The sequence below is a fragment of the Verrucosispora sp. SN26_14.1 genome (genome assembly GCF_004307965.1).
GTDB lineage: Bacteria > Actinomycetota > Actinomycetes > Mycobacteriales > Micromonosporaceae > Micromonospora.
Genome location: NZ_SISL01000109.1, coordinates 1 through 15,383, shown reverse-complemented (window position 1 = coordinate 15,383; position 15,383 = coordinate 1). Strand labels below are relative to the sequence as shown.

Below are 15,383 nucleotides of genomic sequence, written 5' to 3'. Positions count from 1 at the left end.
GTGTATACCAGACAGCGGGCCGCACGGTCGCCGTCGCGGCGGCGGTCGGCGTCGGATACGCCCTGATCGGCCTGCTCGCCGCGCTGCTCGTCGATTCCGGTGGCACCGGTGTGTCATGGCCACGGGCCGGCGTGACGCTCGCGGTGCTCGGCACGCTCGCCGCGGGTCTCGGCGCGGCCCGGACCACCGGGCTGGCCGAGGTGCTCGCAGGGCAGCTGCCGGGGCCGGTACGCGAAGGGGTCCGTGCCGGTCTGGTGGCCGCGTTGGTGCTGCTCGGCGCGGGAGCCGCCGGGGCGGGACTGGCCGTGGCGACCGGCGGGGGCGACGCGGCCGACCTGATCGGCGCCTACCGCACCGGTGTGGCCGGGCAGGCTGGCATCACGCTGGTCAGCCTGGCGTACGCGCCCAACGCCACCGTCTGGTCCACCAGCTACCTGCTCGGGCCCGGTTTCGCCGTGGGCACCGACACGGCCGTCCGCACCAGCGAGGTCTCCGTCGGCGCGCTACCGGCGCTGCCGTTGTTCGCCGGGCTGCCGAGCGGGCCGGTCGACGGGCCCGCCTCGATCATGGTTCTCGCGATGCCGGTCCTGGTGGGTATGGCCGCCGGTGGGCTGCTGGCCCGCCGGTTGATCCGGTCGGCCGGGGCGGACCGCGCTCCGCTGCGCTGGCGGCGTCTGCTGGTGCCGGCCGTACTCGTCGGTCCGGTGGCCGGGGTGCTGCTGGGGGTGCTCGCGGAGGTCTCCGGCGGACCGCTCGGTGCCGGTCGGCTGGCCGAGGTCGGCCCGGTCGGGTGGCAGGTGGCGCTGGCCGCGACGCTGATCACGGGCGGTGGGGCGGTGCTCGGTGCGGGGGCGGTCCGCTGGCTCACCCGACGCGCCGTCTAGACCTGCCGCAGGGCGGCCAGACCTCGACAGCGGGCCTGCTCACGACGAGGGGCGCCCCGGTCGTCCGGAGCGCCCCTCGCGTACTGCTGGTTCAAAGTCGCGGCACGGCGTAGTTCACCGCGATCAGCACGACATAGAGCAGGCCCAGCAGCAGGCCGATGCCGCCGCAGATCAGGCCGGTGAGTGCCTGCCCCGGGTTGCCGGCCAGGCCCTGGTCGACCTTCTGCTTGCCGAGCCAGCCGGTGATGACCGCGGCCAGACCCAGCGGAATACCGAGGTAGCAGCAGTTCAGCGGGATCGATGCGATGCCCAGGATCATCGCCACCAGCGCGAGGGTGTTCTGCTGGCCGCCGTGGCCGACGAAACCCGCGTGCGGGTACATCGGCGCGCCGCCGTACGGCTGCGGGGCGTACGGGTCCTGGTAGGGCTGGCCGTAGGGGTGCCCCGACGTCGGCGGCTGCCCGTAGGCCGGGGGCTGACCGTACGCCGGCTGTCCGGCGGGCGGTGCAGAGTACGGATCGTAGGGCTGCCCCGAGGTGGGCGGCTGCTGGCCGTACGGGTCGACCTGCTGGTACGGATCGACCTGCTGGTACGGGTCTGCCTGCTGGTACGGGTCGACCGCGGGCGTGTGCGGCTCCGGTGTGGCGTACGGGTTGGCCGGCGGAGGTGCGTAGGGATTGGCCGCCGGTGGCGCGTACGGGTTGTGCGGAGGTGGAGCTGTCGGATCCCCGTACGGCTGTTGCTGGCCGTACGGGTCCTGACCGGGGTTACCGGGTTGCATGTGGTTCCGTTACTCAGGCGTTCGAGCCGCTGAGCGAACCGAGGACGCCACCGCCCAGGCAGCAGAGCAGCACGATCACGAGCCACGCGACACCGACGATGATGGCCCACTTGGACCACTTCTTCGACTCGGCGGACGCGGCCTGGGCACCGGCGTAGTCACCCTGCTGGAGCAGCTGGTTGACCTTCGAGGCGTTGATGATGGCGGGGATCGCCAGCGGCCAGAACAGGAAGATGGCGACGATCGACATCGTCATGTTGTTGTCGACCTGCTGGGGCGGCTGGGACGGGTATCCGGGCTGCATGGTGACGAGCTCCTCACGTACGTGTCGCTGACGGGTGCGGGCCGGACATGCGCCGGTCCCAAGCGACCGGCAGCGTACCCGGTCTGTGCGACTTCGGTGGTCGGCGAAGGGTCGGCGGCCCATCGGGTGGGCACCGGACCAGCGCTGATCCGCCGCCGGATAGGGTGTGCCGGTGACCGAGCCCGCCCGCATCGTCGTCCTCGTCTCCGGCTCCGGCAGCAACCTGCAGGCGCTGCTGGACGCGACCGCCGACCCGGCGTACGGGGCCCGGGTGGTCGCGGTGGGCGCGGACCGCGACGGCATCGCCGGGCTGGACCGGGCCGCCGCCGCCGGGGTGCCGACCTTCGTGGCGAAGGTCAAGGACCACCCGTCCCGCGAGGAGTGGGACGCGACGCTCACCGAGCAGGTCGCCGCGCACCGGCCCGACCTGGTCGTCTCCGCCGGGTTCCTGAAGCTTGTCGGTTCCCGGTTCCTCGCCGCCTTCGGCGACCGCTACCTGAACACGCACAACACCCTGCTGCCGGCTTTCCCCGGCATCCACGGCCCGCGGGACGCGCTCGCCTATGGCGTGAAGGTCACCGGGGCGACGCTCTTCTTCGTCGACGCCGGAATGGACACCGGCCCGATCGTGGCGCAGGTGGCGGTGCCGGTGCACGACGACGACGACGTGGACACGCTCACCGAGCGCATCAAGGAAGCCGAGCGGCAGCAACTCGTCGAGCAGGTGGGCCGGCTGGTCCGCGACGGCTGGACGATCACCGGGAGAAAGGTCACAGTTCCGTGAGTTCCATCGAGGACGGGCGCCGCCCGATCCGGCGGGCACTGGTCAGCGTCTACGACAAGAGCGGTCTGGTCGACCTGGCCAAGGCCCTGCACGCCGCCGGGGTGGAGATCGTCTCGACCGGCAGCACCGCGTCGACGATCGCCGGTGCGGGCGTACCGGTGACCGCCGTGGAGCAGGTGACCGGTTTCCCGGAGATCCTCGACGGCCGGGTGAAGACCCTGCACCCGACGATCCACGGTGGACTCCTCGCCGACCTGCGCAAGGACACCCACGTCGCCCAGCTCGACGAGCACGGCATCGCCGGGGTCGACCTGCTGGTCTCCAACCTCTACCCGTTCCAGCAGACCGTCGCCTCCGGCGCCAGCCAGGACGAGTGCGTCGAGCAGATCGACATCGGCGGTCCGGCGATGGTGCGTGCCGCCGCCAAGAACCACGCCTCGGTGGCCGTGGTGACCGACCCGGCCGCGTACCCGCTGCTGGTGGCCGCGCTCGACGGCGGTGGCTTCACCCTGGCGCAGCGGCGGGCGCTGGCCGCCCGCGCCTTCGCCGACATCGCCGAGTACGACGTGGCGGTCGCCGACTGGTTCGCCACGTCCCTGGCCCCGGCCGCCGACGGCGGGCCGGAGTTCGCCGGGCTGGCGCTGCGGCGGCAGGCGGTGCTGCGGTACGGCGAGAACCCGCACCAGGGCGCGGCGGTCTATGCGGACCCGGCGAGCCCGCCCGGCCTGGCCCAGGCCGAGCAGTTGCACGGCAAGGAGATGTCCTACAACAACTACGTCGACGCCGACGCCGCCTGGCGGGCCGCGAACGACTTCGCCGACCAGCCGGCGGTGGCCGTCATCAAGCACGCCAACCCGTGCGGGATCGCGGTCGGCGCGGACGTGGCCGAGGCGCACCGCAAGGCACACGCCTGCGACCCGGTCTCCGCCTTCGGCGGCGTCATCGCGGTGAACCGTCCGGTCTCGGTCGAGCTGGCCGGGCAGATCGCCGAGATCTTCACCGAGGTCGTGGTGGCGCCCGGCTACGAGCCGGGGGCCGCCGAGGTGCTCCAGGCCAAGAAGAACATCCGGCTGCTGCGGGCACCGGAGTTCCGTCCGCCGTCCACGGAGTGGCGGCAGATCACCGGCGGCGTGCTGGTGCAGGAACGCGACGCGGTCGACGCCGAGGGCGACGACCCGGCGACCTGGCGGCTGGCCACCGGTGACGCGGCCGACGAGGCGACCCTGGCCGACCTGGCCTTCGCCTGGCGGGCGGTGCGCGCGGTGAAGAGCAACGCGATCCTGCTGGCGCAGGACGGCGCCACGGTCGGTGTCGGGATGGGGCAGGTCAACCGGGTGGACTCGGCGCGACTGGCGGTCAGCCGGGCCGGTGCCGACCGGGCGCGGGGCGCGGTGGCGGCCTCGGACGCGTTCTTCCCGTTCGCCGACGGCCCGCAGATCCTCATCGACGCCGGCATCCGGGCCATCGTGCAGCCGGGCGGCTCGATCCGGGACGAGGAGGTGATCGCCGCCTGCAAGCAGGCCGGCGTCACCATGTACCTCACCGGCACCCGGCACTTCTTCCACTGACCCGCCGCCGCGCGACCGGCGGCGCCGTGTGCGCTTGCGGCTGTGATGTTAGGAAGGGTCCCCTGCTATACACCAGGCGTTAGCAGGGGACCCTTCCTTACACCGATCGCAGCTCGGCGAAATGACAGGCGGACGGGTGCGGGTCGGCGGCCCGTGGCACCGCCTGCGGATCCTCGACGGCGCAGATCTCCTGGGCCTTCCAGCAGCGGGTCCGGAAGTGGCAGCCGCTCGGCGGGTCGGCCGGGCTCGGCACGTCACCGTGCAACCGGATCACCGTCCGATGCTCCCGGGCGTCCGGGTCCGGCACCGGCGCGGCCGAGAGCAGTGCCTGTGTGTACGGGTGGGTGGCGCGCTGGTAGATCTCGTCCTCGGTGCCGATCTCCACGATGCGGCCCAGGTACATCACCGCGATCCGGTCCGAGATGTGCCGCACCACGGACAGGTCGTGCGCGATGAAGATGTACGACAGCCCCAACTCGTCCTGGAGTTGCTCCAACAGGTTGATCACCTGGGCCTGGATGGAGACGTCCAGCGCGGAGACCGGCTCGTCGCAGACGATCACCTCGGGCCGCAGCGCGAGTGCCCGGGCGATGCCGATGCGCTGCCGCTGACCGCCGGAGAACTGGTGCGGGTAGCGGTTGACGTGTTCCGGGTTCAGCCCGACCACGTCGAGCAACTCCTGCACCCGCCGGTCGCGACTGCCCTTCGGGGCCGCCTCGGGGTGGATCTCGAACGGCTCGCCGATGATGTCGCCGACGGTCATCCTCGGGTTCAGCGAGGTGTACGGGTCCTGCATGACCATCTGCATGTTCCGGCGGATCCGGCGCAGCCGGGCGCCGGAGGCGGCGAAGAGGTCCTGCCCGGCCAGGGTGGCCCGCCCGGCGGTCGGGCGTTCCAGCCGCATCAGCAGCCGGGCCAGGGTGGACTTGCCGCAGCCGGACTCGCCGACGATGCCCAGCGTCTCGCCCCGGCGGAGCTGGAAGCTCACCCCGTCGACGGCCTTCACCGCGCCGACCTTCTTCTGGAACAGCACCCCCTGCGTGATCGGGAAGTGCTTGACCACGTCGTCGACGTCGAGGAGCGTCTCGCCGCGCACGGTGGTGGGCTCAGTCGGCGCGGTCATCACGTACCTCCTGCGCGAAGTGGCACGCACTGGTCCGGCCGTCGCCGAGGACCAGGTCGTGCGGTACCTCGTCCACACAGACCTGCTGCGCGTACGGGCACCGGGGATGGAAGGGACAGCCGCTGGGGATGCGCATCAGGTTCGGCGGCAGGCCCCGGATGGTGGAGAGCCGCCCGCCGCGCTGGTCCAGGCGCGGGATCGACGCCAGCAGCCCCTTGGTGTACGGGTGGGCAGGTGCCCGGTACAGCGACCGCACGTCGGCGTGCTCGACGATGCGGCCCGCGTACATGACGGCGATCCGGTCGGCCACGTCGGCGACCACGCCCAGGTCGTGGGTGATCAGGATCATCGCCATGTCCAGGTCCCGCCGCAGGTCGGCGAGGAGGTCCATGATCTGCGCCTGCACGGTGACGTCGAGCGCGGTGGTCGGTTCGTCGGCGATGAGCACCTTCGGTTCCATGGCCAGCGCCATCGCGATCATCACGCGCTGGCGCATACCGCCGGAGAACTGGTGCGGATAGTCGCCCAGACGTGCGTCGGCGGCCGGGATCTGCACCAGGTCCATCAACTCCACCGCGCGGCGACGGGCGTCGGCCCGGGACATGCCGAGCCGCTGGCGCAGCGTCTCGCCGATCTGCCAACCGACCGGGAAGACCGGGTTCAACGCGGAGAGGGCGTCCTGGAAGATCATCGCGATCTCCTTGCCCCGCACCTGCCGGCGTTGCTCCTCGGGCAGGGTGAGCAGGTCGCGCCCCTGATAGAGGATCTGTCCGGAGCTGACGTGCGCCGGTGGGCTGTCCAGGATGCCCATCACCGCCTGCGCGGTGACGGACTTCCCGGAGCCCGACTCGCCCAGCACCGCCAGGGTCTCGCCCGGATCCAGGTGGTAGCTGACCCCGTTGATCACCTTGGCCACCCCCTCGCCGGTGCGGAACTCGATGTGCAGGTCCCGTACCTGGAGCAGGTGGCCGCCGGGCGGGGTGGGGGTGGCCGGGGTCGGTGGCGTCGTGGTCATGTCGGTCACCGCAGCTTCGGGTCGAACGCGTCGCGGATGGCGTCGCCCAGCATGATGAACGCCAGTACGGTCAGGGCCAGGAACGTCGACGGGACGACCAGCGGTGTCGCCGACTCCCGCATGTGCACCCGACCGTTGTTGATGTCGATGCCCCAGGAGATGGTGGGCTCCCGCAGGCCGATGCCGAGGAACGAGAGTGTCGCCTCGGCGGCGATGAACGAACCGAGCGCGATGGTCAGCACCACGATCGCCGGGGCGAGCGCGTTCGGCAGGATGTGCCGCCACATGATCCGGCCGTTGCCGGCGCCCAGCATCCGGGCGGCGGACACGTAGTCCTGCTCCCGAGCGGTGATCACCGACGAGCGGACCACCCGGGCGGCGGTGGTCCAGCCGAGCACCGCGAGCACGAAGATGACGGCACCGACGCGTACCGTGGCGCTGTCGCTGGCGACCCGCTTGAGCAGCACGATCGCGGCCAGCAGCAGGGGGATGCCGAGCACGATGTCGATCACCCGGGAGAGCACCGCGTCGACCCAGCCGCCGAAGTAGCCGGCGAGCATCCCGACGACCAACGCGATCACCCCGGTGAGCAGCGCCGAGAGGGCGCCGACCAGCAGGGACGCGCGGGCGCCGTAGACCGCGCGGGCGTACGTGTCGCAGCCCTGGAAGTCGTACCCGAAGATCGCCCCGCCGGACGGGGCGGCGTGCTGCCGGGACAGCACGCAGTCGCCCGGATCGTTGCCGGTGAAGAGCCCGGGCACGGCGGCCATCGCGGCCACCAGCAGCACCAGGAACAAGCTGATCCAGAAGATCGGCTTGCGGCGCAGGTCGCGCCAGGCGTCCCCGGCCAGGCTGCGCGGCTTGCGGGGACGGCCGACCTGGTCCGGCGCGCCCGGCTCACCCGACGGCCCCCGTCGCGCGGCCTGGTTCTCCGTCGCCGCGACGGTCTCGAAGTCACTCATGCCGTCCCTTCGCTGCGCTCAGTGCCGGCATTTCCGCTGCGCTGGCCGATTCGTTCGCTGCGCTCACTCATGCCGTCCCCTCGCTGCGCTCGGTGCAGGCATTTCCACTGAGCTGATGATTCGTTCGCTGGCGCTCACTCATGCCGTCCCCTCGCTGCGCTCACACATAGCGGATCCTCGGGTCCAGGACGGCGTACAGGATGTCCACCACCAGGTTGGAGACCAGGTAGACCACGACGAGCACGCTGACGATGCCCACCACCAGCGGGCCGTCCTCGGTGCGGATGCCGCGGAACAGGTTGAAGCCGACGCCGGGGATGTTGAACACGCCCTCGGTGATGATCGCGCCGCTCATCAGGTTGCCCACCTCGACGCCGAGGAAGGTGATCACCGGGATGAGCGAGTTGCGCAGCACGTGCACGCTGACCACCCGCCGGTTCGGCAAGCCCTTGGAGCGGGCGGTACGCACGTAGTCGGCGCGCAGGTTCTCGGCCACCGAGGTACGGGTCAGCCGCAGCGCGGTGGCCAGCGAGAGCGAGCCGAGCACGATCCCGGGCAGCAGCAGGGAGCGGAAGTCGGGGTCGGCACCGGCGGTGGGTGGGAAGACCTGCCACCGGACGCCGAGGAAGTACTGCGCGAGCGGCGCGAGCACGATGGTCGGGATGCCGAGCACCAGCAGCGTCAGCAGCAGCGTGGCGTTGTCGAAGATGCCGGCCCGTCGGATGCCGGCGAGGACGCCCGCGGTGACTCCGAAGATCACGGCGACCGCGAGAGCGATCAGCGCCAGTTTGATGGTGACCGGCCAGGCGGTGGCGAGGATGTCGCCGATCGACCGGCCGGTGAGCGATTCGCCGAGGTCACCACGGAGCAGGTTGGAGAGGTAGTCGACGTAGCGGTAGAAGAAGCCGCCGACCCCGGTCGCGTCGAGGTGGTACTTCTCGGTGAGGTAGGCCCGCTGGGCCTCGGTCACCGGACGTTCACCGGCGAGCGCCTGGATCGGGTCGCCCTGGCCGGCGAACATCAGCGCGTAGACGATCAGCGTGGTGCCGAAGAAGGCCAGGACCATCTGAAGCAGGCGCCGCACGATGAAGCGGAACATACTAGGCAGTCTCCCCAAAAAGGGCGAACCACGTGGCGGGTCGGGTCACCTCGACCCGACCCGCGCCCGTGGTCGTTACGAGACGGCCTCGATCTGGATCAGGTCGACCCGGTCGAAGAGGTCCATCTCCACGTTCTTCACCTTGGTCGAGTGACCGAAGTTGTTCTGCCCGAAGCGCAGCGGCACCACCGGCATCTCCTCGGCCAGCAGGTCCTCGGCCGCCTGGTACTTCTCGATCGCCTCGTCCTCGCTGGGGGCGCTGGCGCCCTCGGCGAGCAGCTTGTCGAACTCCGGGTTGCGGTAGCCGTAGTAGTTCGACGAACCGTTCGAGCTGTAGAGCGGGCCCAGGTAGTTCTCCATGGACGGGTAGTCCATGATCCAGCCCATCCGGAACAGGCCGACCGGCTGCTTGGCCTTGACCTTGGTGAGCAGGTCGGCGAACTTCGGCTCGGCGTTGCCGACGCAGTCCACACCCAGGTTGGCCTTGAGCTGGTTGCAGGTGGCGTCGATCCAGTCCTTGTGCCCACCGTCGCCGTTGTACGACAGGGTGATCTGCGACGGCCCGCCTGCGGCCTCGTACAGCGCCCTGGCCTTGGTCGGGTCGAACTCGCCCGGTGCGCCGACCGTGTTCTCCCGGTAGCCGGCGACCACCGGGGAGACGAACGAGCGGGCCGGCTGCTGCGAGTCCTTGAAGATCGACCGGGTGATCTCCTCACGGTCGATCGCCATCGAGATGGCCTTGCGGACGTCCGGGTTGCTGTACTCCTCCTGGAAGGTGGGGAAGGCCAGGAAGTGCAGCGACGACGCGGGACTCTGCTGGAACCGGTCACCCAGGTCGGTGGCGGCGGTGGAGAGGTTCTCGGTCGGGATGGTCTTGATCACGTCGAGGTTGTCCGACAGCACGTCCGCGTACGCGGCGGTGAGCTGCTGGTAGATCCGGAACTCGACGCCGGCCACCTTCGGCTGCTCGCCGGGGAAGGCGTCGTAGCGCTCGACCTCGACCTTGGCGTCGTGCTGCCAGGTGCCCTTCATCTTGAACGGACCCTGACCGATCGGCGCCTGCTCGTACCCCTCGGCCAGCTCGCCGGGAGCGGAGAACGCGGCCTCCGGCAGCGGGTAGAAGGCGGTGTACCCGAGCATCGCGGTGAACTCGCTGTACGGCTGGGACAGCGTGACGGTGAAGGTGTCGTCGTCGACCTTCTTCAGCCCGCTGAGCGTGGTGGCCTTCGGGTCCTCGCCCTGGAGGTCGTCGTACCCGGCGATCTTCTCGAAGAAGTAGCTGGAGTTCTGCCCGTTCGGGGCGTACGCGCCGTAGTTCCAGGCGTCGATGTAGTTGTCGGCGGTGACGTCCTCGCCGTTGTGGAACGTGTAGCCGTCCTTCAGCGTGATCGTCCAGGTGGTGTTCTCCTCGGACGTGATCGACTCGGCCGCCACCGCGTACGGCTTGTGGGCCTCGTCGTAGTCGACGAGCGGGCTGAACAGGGCGGCGAGCACCTGGGAACCGCTCGTCTCGTTGGTGTTGGTCGGCACCAGGTGCTGCGGCTCGGCGATCTCGATCCGCACGGCCGCGTTGGGGTCGCTCTCACCGGAACCGCTGCCGCCCGAGCCGCAGGCCACCAGGCCCAGGGTCACCGCGAGCGGGAGGGCGGTCCAGGCGGCGAGCCTACGAACGCGCATTGAGCCTCCTCATCTCATTACGCTGCGCTATTGAGCCCGACATTGAGGTGACTCTGCGCAACGCTGGGCAACGGTAGGTCGTGCACCGGGGCTCGGCAACGTGCCGGTCTCGAAGGGGTAACAGAACGAGGGCGTACAGGTTGGCGAGGGCTTGTCGGCGTGCTAGGCCGAACCGCCCAAAGCGTCGGCGGCGCGCGGATGCTTGCGACGGTTGAGGGGCGTGACGCAGTGGTCGACGCCTTCTCGGGGCCGGACGAATCGATCGTCGGGTTGCGGGTGTTCGTGCGCCCGTTGTCCGGAGCCGTGGTGGCCGGCGGCACAAGCCGTCACTCCGAGTGAGGAACGACACCTTACGGAAAGTAGTTTCGTGGTCCGCGTCGTCGGCCCGCCAGGTCGGGGGAGGCGACGGTGGTGGGCGTGAGACGATCAGGTCGTGACGGCGACGCTTCTGGACGGCAAGGCGACTGCGGCGGAGATCAAGGACGAGCTGCGGACGCGGGTCAAGGCCCTGGCGGAACGGGGGACCGTGCCGGGGCTGGGCACGGTCCTGGTCGGCAGCGACCCCGGTTCCCAGGCGTACGTCAACGGCAAGCACCGCGACTGCGCCGAGGTGGGCATCGCCTCGCTGCGGCGGGAGCTGCCGGCGGACGCGACCCAGGAGCAGGTCGACCGGGCCGTGGCGGAGCTCAACGCCGACCCGGCATGCCACGGCTACATCGTCCAGCTGCCGCTGCCGGCACACCTGGACACCCAGCGGGTGCTCGAACTGATCGACCCGGACAAGGACGCCGACGGCCTGCACCCGGTCAACCTGGGTCGGCTGGTGCTCGGCTACGACGCGCCGCTGCCGTGCACCCCGCGCGGGATCGTGGAACTGCTCCGTCGGCACGAGGTGCCGCTGCGCGGCGCCAACGTCGCGGTGGTGGGTCGGGGCAACACCGTCGGGCGTCCGCTCGGGCTGCTGCTGACCCGGCGCAGCGAGAACGCCACCGTGACGCTCTGCCACACCGGCACCCTCGACCTCGCCGCACACACCCGCGCCGCCGACATCGTCATCGTCGCGGCCGGCGTACCCGGCCTGCTCACCGCCGAGATGGTCACCCCGGGCGCGGTCGTGGTCGACGTGGGCATCACCCGGGTCATCGGCTCCGACGGCAAGGGTCGCTACACCGGCGACGTGGACCCGGAGGTCTTCGAGGTGGCCGGCAAGGTGGTGCCGATGCCCGGCGGGGTCGGTCCGATGACCCGCGCCATGCTGCTGACCAACGTGGTCGAGCGGGCCGAACGCGGCTGAGGTGACGGAAGGCCCATAACCGTCCGCCCCTGCCCTGCCCGGTGCCAGGATGGCTGATACCGTCCGGAAAACCGACTGGTAGCAGGGAGTGGGACGACCATGGGTAAGAAGGTCACTGTCGTCGGCGCCGGATTCTACGGCTCCACCACCGCGCAGCGCCTGGCCGAGTACGACGTCTTCGACACCGTCGTGATCACCGACATCATCGAGGGCAAGCCCGCGGGCATCGCCCTCGACCTCAACCAGTCCCGTGCGGTCGAGGGTTTCGAGACCAAGGTCGTCGGCGTCACCACCAGCCCGACCGGCGAGGGTTACGAGGGCATCGAGGGCTCCGACGTCGTCGTCATCACCGCCGGCCTGCCGCGCAAGCCGGGCATGAGCCGGATGGACCTGCTGGAGACCAACGCGAAGATCGTGCGCCAGGTCGCCGAGAACGTCGCCAAGTACGCCCCGAACGCCGTCGTCATCGTGGTCTCCAACCCGCTGGACGAGATGACCGCACTGGCCCAGATCGCCACCCAGTTCCCGCGTAACCGGGTGCTCGGCCAGGCCGGCATGCTCGACACCGCCCGGTTCTCCAACTTCGTCGCCGAGGCGCTGGAGGTACCGGTGAAGTCGGTGAAGACGCTGACCCTGGGGTCGCACGGCGACACCATGGTCCCGGTGCCGTCGCAGAGCAGCGTGAACGGCAAGCCGCTGCGTGAGGTGATGCCGGCCGAGCAGATCGAGGACCTGGTCGTCCGCACCCGTAACGGTGGGGCCGAGGTGGTCGCCCTGCTCAAGACCGGTTCGGCGTACTACGCCCCGTCGGCCGCCGCGGCGCGGATGGCCAAGGCCGTCGCCGAGGACTCCGGCGAGGTCATGCCGGTCTGCGCCTGGGTCGACGGCGAGTACGGCATCTCCGGTGTCTACCTGGGCGTGGAGGCGGCGATCGGCGCCGAGGGTGTCAAGCGGGTGGTCGAGACCGACCTGGACGCCGACGAGCTGGCCAGCCTCAAGGAGGCCGCCGAGGCCGTCCGCGCCAAGCAGGCCGACGTCGTCAACATGTAGCCCCGACCTCCCACCCAGCGCCCCACGCCCTCTCCCGGTCGTGGGGCGCTGCACTGTCTCCACCCCCGGGTTGATCAAGAAGTTTGCGTCTCCGAATCGCTCTTCGGCAATGCAAACTTCTTGATCAACTCGACTGGTCGATGAGGGTGGTCAGGGCGTCCAAGATGCGGGTCAGGCCGAACGTGTAGGCGTGGTCGGGGTGGTAGGCGGCGTTCTGGGCGGTGCCGGCGGCGGCGCCGACGCGTACGGCGGTGGGATATTGCTGTTCGTCGAGGACCTGGGCCAGGAGGGGGGCGTTCGCTGTCCACCACTGCTCGTCGGTCCAGGCGCTCTGCTGTCGAGCGGAGCGCGCCTCGGCCGCCGAGCGGGCCGCGGCCCGGACGAAGTCGAGGACGAAGGTCAACGCGGCGTCCCGGGTGACGTCGTCCAGGCCGGTGTCGTCGAAGGCGCGCAGCTCGTGCTCGTACTTGGCCATCAGGCCCGGCCCCAGCGGCGGGCGACCGGTGGCGACCTCGGCGGCCCAGGGGTGGGCGGTGAAGAGCTCCCGGTTGTCCTGCGCGAGCGCCGCCACCCGCACCCGCCACGGCTGGTCGGAGAGGTCCGGCCGGGGCATGTCCGCATAGATCGCGTCCAACATCAGGTCGAGCAGCTCGGCCTTGCCCGGCACGTACGTGTAGAGGGTCATCGGTGCCACGCCGACGGCCTGGGCGAGCGCTCGCATGGTCACCGCGTCCAGCCCCTCGGCGTCGGCCAGCGCGATGGCGGCCATCACGATCTCGTCCAACGAGCGGCCCTGGCGGGGGCCGCGGCGCGGGGGGTCGGCGTCGGGCTGCCGCCAGAGCAGGCGCAGCGTGTGGGCGGGATCGCCGCCTCCGGTGTGATGGTCGGGCACTCTCCGATCTTTGCAGGCCAAATCTCTGTACGCAGTACGATGTACAATGTACGGAGTAAGTTTCCGCAAGGTGGGAGAGCGCATGCAGATCACCGGTTCGGCCATCTCGCTCAACGTCGAGGACGTGACGACGTCGGCCGAGTTCGTCAAGCAGCACTTCGGGTTCCGGGAGGAGATGTCGGCCGACGGGTTCGTCTCGCTGGCCCGGGACGGGGTCGGCTTCAACCTGATCTTCCTGCGTACGGGCCTGGCCAGCCTCCAGCCCCCGAGCCTGAAGGATCAGCGGGCCGAGGGCCTGCTCGTCGTCTTCGTGGTGGACGACATCGACACCGAGTACGCCCGCCTCCAGGCCGCCGGTGTGCCGATCGTCACCGAGTTGCAGACCGAGCCCTGGGGGGAGCGGTTCTTCCAGGTCACCGACCCCAACGGGGTGATCCTGCAGGTGGTCCAGTGGCTGCACGGCACCGAGCAGGCCGACTGATCCACCGCGCATGCGCCGGGTCTGGCGGGGTAACTCCCGTCGGGCCCGGAGGCCGCGTCCGGCACCTGCCCGCCGGCGAACGGGTGGCCGCGATGTTTCCGCTCGGAGCGGATCCAGTACGCTCGTACTGCTTGAGCATGTGTCCCCTGAGAGGAGCGCCGGCCGATGGCGAAGATCAAGGTAAACAACCCGGTCGTGGAGCTCGACGGCGACGAGATGACCCGGATCATCTGGAAGCAGATCCGCGAACAGCTGATCCTGCCCTACCTCGACGTCGACCTGCACTACTACGACCTGTCGATCCAGCACCGTGACGCCACCGACGACCAGGTGACCGTCGACGCCGCGAACGCCATCAAGGAGCACGGCGTCGGCGTCAAGTGCGCCACGATCACCCCGGACGAGGCCCGGGTGGAGGAGTTCGGGCTGAAGAAGATGTGGCGGTCGCCGAACGGCACCATCCGCAACATCCTCGGCGGCGTCGTCTTCCGCGAGCCGATCATCATGTCCAACGTGCCGCGGCTCGTCCCGGGCTGGACCAAGCCGATCATCATCGGCCGGCACGCCCACGGCGACCAGTACCGCGCCACCGACTTCGTGGTCCCCGGCCCGGGTACGGTCACCATCACCTACACCCCGGCCGACGGGTCGGACCCGGTCGAGATGGAGATCGCCAACTTCCCGGGCGGCGGTATCGCCATGGGCATGTACAACTACGACGACTCGATCCGGGACTTCGCGCGGGCCTCGTTCCGCTACGGCCTGGACCGCGGCTACCCGGTCTACATGTCCACCAAGAACACGATCCTCAAGGCGTACGACGGCCGGTTCAAGGACATCTTCGCCGAGGTGTTCGAGAACGAGTTCAAGGCGGAGTTCGACGCCGCCGGCCTCACCTACGAGCACCGGCTCATCGACGACATGGTCGCCGCCGCGCTCAAGTGGGAGGGCGGCTACGTCTGGGCGTGCAAGAACTACGACGGTGACGTGCAGTCGGACACCGTCGCGCAGGGCTTCGGCTCGCTCGGTCTGATGACCTCCGTGCTGCTCTCGCCCGACGGCCGCACCGTCGAGGCCGAGGCCGCGCACGGCACCGTCACCCGGCACTACCGGCAGTGGCAGAAGGGCGAGAAGACCTCCACCAACCCGATCGCCTCGATCTACGCCTGGACCCGGGGCCTGGCCCACCGGGGCAAGCTGGACGGCACCCCGGCGGTCACCGAGTTCGCCAACACCCTGGAGGAGGTCATCGTCTCCACGGTCGAGAGCGGGCAGATGACCAAGGACCTCGCGCTGCTCATCTCGCGGGACGCCCCGTGGCAGACCACCGACGAGTTCATGAACACGCTCGACGAGAACCTGGCCCGCCGCCTGGCCGCCTGAGTTCCGTCCGTATCCGCGAGCCCGCCGGCCGACCGCCGGTGGGCTCGCGGCTCTCTGCGGCGGGCTCGCCGACGGGCTCCTGCGAC

At 70.2% G+C, this 15,383-nt stretch carries 15 protein-coding genes; 7 read left to right on the top strand and 8 right to left on the bottom strand.

The window, feature by feature from the left end:
• The coding region (locus tag EYA84_RS12845; protein WP_131053275.1) for a DUF6350 family protein at positions 1 to 884 on the top strand (884 nt) is incomplete at its 5' end.
• A gap of 91 nt (positions 885 to 975) precedes the next feature.
• Here EYA84_RS12845 and EYA84_RS12840 read toward each other — a convergent pair.
• Together EYA84_RS12840 and EYA84_RS12835 are read right to left on the bottom strand one after the other, a co-directional pair.
• The gene (locus EYA84_RS12840) at positions 976 to 1,665 is read right to left on the bottom strand and encodes a DUF4190 domain-containing protein (protein ID WP_131053274.1); all 690 of its coding nucleotides are present in this window, start codon (positions 1,663 to 1,665) and stop codon (positions 976 to 978) included.
• Between the two features lie 13 nt (positions 1,666 to 1,678).
• Positions 1,679 to 1,969, bottom strand: coding sequence for a CD225/dispanin family protein (locus EYA84_RS12835; protein ID WP_131053273.1), 291 nt, complete (start codon positions 1,967 to 1,969; stop codon positions 1,679 to 1,681).
• A 172-nt stretch (positions 1,970 to 2,141) separates the two neighbouring features.
• Here EYA84_RS12835 and purN point away from each other — a divergent pair, with 172 nt between their 5' ends.
• Positions 2,142 to 2,753 (top strand): phosphoribosylglycinamide formyltransferase, encoded by a 612-nt coding sequence (gene purN, locus EYA84_RS12830; RefSeq protein ID WP_131053272.1) that lies wholly within the window; start codon positions 2,142 to 2,144, stop codon positions 2,751 to 2,753.
• On the top strand, positions 2,750 to 4,321 hold the full coding sequence (purH, locus tag EYA84_RS12825; RefSeq protein ID WP_131053271.1) for a bifunctional phosphoribosylaminoimidazolecarboxamide formyltransferase/IMP cyclohydrolase: 1,572 nt from the start codon (positions 2,750 to 2,752) through the stop codon (positions 4,319 to 4,321). The genes purN and purH overlap by 4 nt, the downstream gene beginning before the upstream one ends.
• 97 nt (positions 4,322 to 4,418) lie before the next feature.
• Here purH and EYA84_RS12820 read toward each other — a convergent pair whose 3' ends face one another.
• The 5 genes from EYA84_RS12820 to EYA84_RS12800 all read right to left on the bottom strand — a co-directional run bounded on the left by EYA84_RS12820 (position 4,419) and on the right by EYA84_RS12800 (position 10,197).
• Entirely contained in the window at positions 4,419 to 5,444 is a 1,026-nt protein-coding gene (locus tag EYA84_RS12820; RefSeq protein ID WP_131053270.1) for an ABC transporter ATP-binding protein, read from the bottom strand.
• Positions 5,428 to 6,459 carry an ABC transporter ATP-binding protein gene (locus tag EYA84_RS12815; RefSeq protein ID WP_131053269.1) on the bottom strand — a complete coding sequence of 344 codons (1,032 nt, stop codon included), beginning with the start codon at positions 6,457 to 6,459 and terminating at the stop codon, positions 5,428 to 5,430. The genes EYA84_RS12820 and EYA84_RS12815 overlap by 17 nt, the downstream gene beginning before the upstream one ends.
• A gap of 5 nt (positions 6,460 to 6,464) precedes the next feature.
• The gene (locus EYA84_RS12810; RefSeq protein ID WP_131053268.1) at positions 6,465 to 7,421 is read right to left on the bottom strand and encodes an ABC transporter permease; all 957 of its coding nucleotides are present in this window, start codon (positions 7,419 to 7,421) and stop codon (positions 6,465 to 6,467) included.
• A 160-nt stretch (positions 7,422 to 7,581) separates the two neighbouring features.
• Positions 7,582 to 8,520, bottom strand: a complete 939-nt coding sequence (locus tag EYA84_RS12805; RefSeq protein ID WP_131053267.1) for an ABC transporter permease — start codon at positions 8,518 to 8,520, stop codon at positions 7,582 to 7,584.
• A 75-nt stretch (positions 8,521 to 8,595) separates the two neighbouring features.
• Positions 8,596 to 10,197 (bottom strand): ABC transporter substrate-binding protein, encoded by a 1,602-nt coding sequence (locus EYA84_RS12800; protein WP_131053266.1) that lies wholly within the window; start codon positions 10,195 to 10,197, stop codon positions 8,596 to 8,598.
• Between the two features lie 433 nt (positions 10,198 to 10,630).
• On the opposite strand from EYA84_RS12800, the gene EYA84_RS12795 reads away from it, so the two are divergent.
• Positions 10,631 to 11,491, top strand: a complete 861-nt coding sequence (locus EYA84_RS12795; RefSeq protein ID WP_131053265.1) for a bifunctional methylenetetrahydrofolate dehydrogenase/methenyltetrahydrofolate cyclohydrolase — start codon at positions 10,631 to 10,633, stop codon at positions 11,489 to 11,491.
• Positions 11,492 to 11,590: 99 nt separating this feature from the next.
• Positions 11,591 to 12,541: a malate dehydrogenase gene (locus EYA84_RS12790; protein WP_131053264.1), complete on the top strand. Its 951-nt coding sequence runs from the start codon at positions 11,591 to 11,593 to the stop codon at positions 12,539 to 12,541.
• 124 nt (positions 12,542 to 12,665) lie between these two features.
• Here the strand turns inward: EYA84_RS12790 and EYA84_RS12785 are convergent, their stop codons facing one another.
• Positions 12,666 to 13,433, bottom strand: a complete 768-nt coding sequence (locus EYA84_RS12785; RefSeq protein WP_236145737.1) for a TetR/AcrR family transcriptional regulator — start codon at positions 13,431 to 13,433, stop codon at positions 12,666 to 12,668.
• 82 nt (positions 13,434 to 13,515) lie between these two features.
• On the opposite strand from EYA84_RS12785, the gene EYA84_RS12780 reads away from it, so the two are divergent.
• Together EYA84_RS12780 and EYA84_RS12775 are read left to right on the top strand one after the other, a co-directional pair.
• Positions 13,516 to 13,914, top strand: a complete 399-nt coding sequence (locus tag EYA84_RS12780; protein ID WP_131053262.1) for a VOC family protein — start codon at positions 13,516 to 13,518, stop codon at positions 13,912 to 13,914.
• 165 nt (positions 13,915 to 14,079) lie between these two features.
• Complete coding sequence (locus EYA84_RS12775; protein ID WP_131053261.1) at positions 14,080 to 15,297, top strand: NADP-dependent isocitrate dehydrogenase; 1,218 nt, start codon at positions 14,080 to 14,082, stop codon at positions 15,295 to 15,297.
• Positions 15,298 to 15,383: the final 86 nt, after the last annotated feature.

Excerpts from the sequence above, each read along its gene's own strand:
- EYA84_RS12840 (WP_131053274.1), bottom strand. The coding sequence starts at position 1,665 with ATGCAACCCGGTAACCCCGGTCAGGACCCGTACGGCCAGCAACAGCCG.
- EYA84_RS12835 (WP_131053273.1), bottom strand. The coding sequence starts at position 1,969 with ATGCAGCCCGGATACCCGTCCCAGCCGCCCCAGCAGGTCGACAACAAC.
- EYA84_RS12820 (WP_131053270.1), bottom strand. The coding sequence starts at position 5,444 with ATGACCGCGCCGACTGAGCCCACCACCGTGCGCGGCGAGACGCTCCTC.
- EYA84_RS12815 (WP_131053269.1), bottom strand. The coding sequence starts at position 6,459 with ATGACCACGACGCCACCGACCCCGGCCACCCCCACCCCGCCCGGCGGC.
- EYA84_RS12810 (WP_131053268.1), bottom strand. The coding sequence starts at position 7,421 with ATGAGTGACTTCGAGACCGTCGCGGCGACGGAGAACCAGGCCGCGCGA.
- EYA84_RS12805 (WP_131053267.1), bottom strand. The coding sequence starts at position 8,520 with ATGTTCCGCTTCATCGTGCGGCGCCTGCTTCAGATGGTCCTGGCCTTC.
- EYA84_RS12800 (WP_131053266.1), bottom strand. The coding sequence starts at position 10,197 with ATGCGCGTTCGTAGGCTCGCCGCCTGGACCGCCCTCCCGCTCGCGGTG.
- EYA84_RS12790 (WP_131053264.1), top strand. The coding sequence starts at position 11,591 with ATGGGTAAGAAGGTCACTGTCGTCGGCGCCGGATTCTACGGCTCCACC.
- EYA84_RS12780 (WP_131053262.1), top strand. The coding sequence starts at position 13,516 with ATGCAGATCACCGGTTCGGCCATCTCGCTCAACGTCGAGGACGTGACG.
- EYA84_RS12775 (WP_131053261.1), top strand. The coding sequence starts at position 14,080 with ATGGCGAAGATCAAGGTAAACAACCCGGTCGTGGAGCTCGACGGCGAC.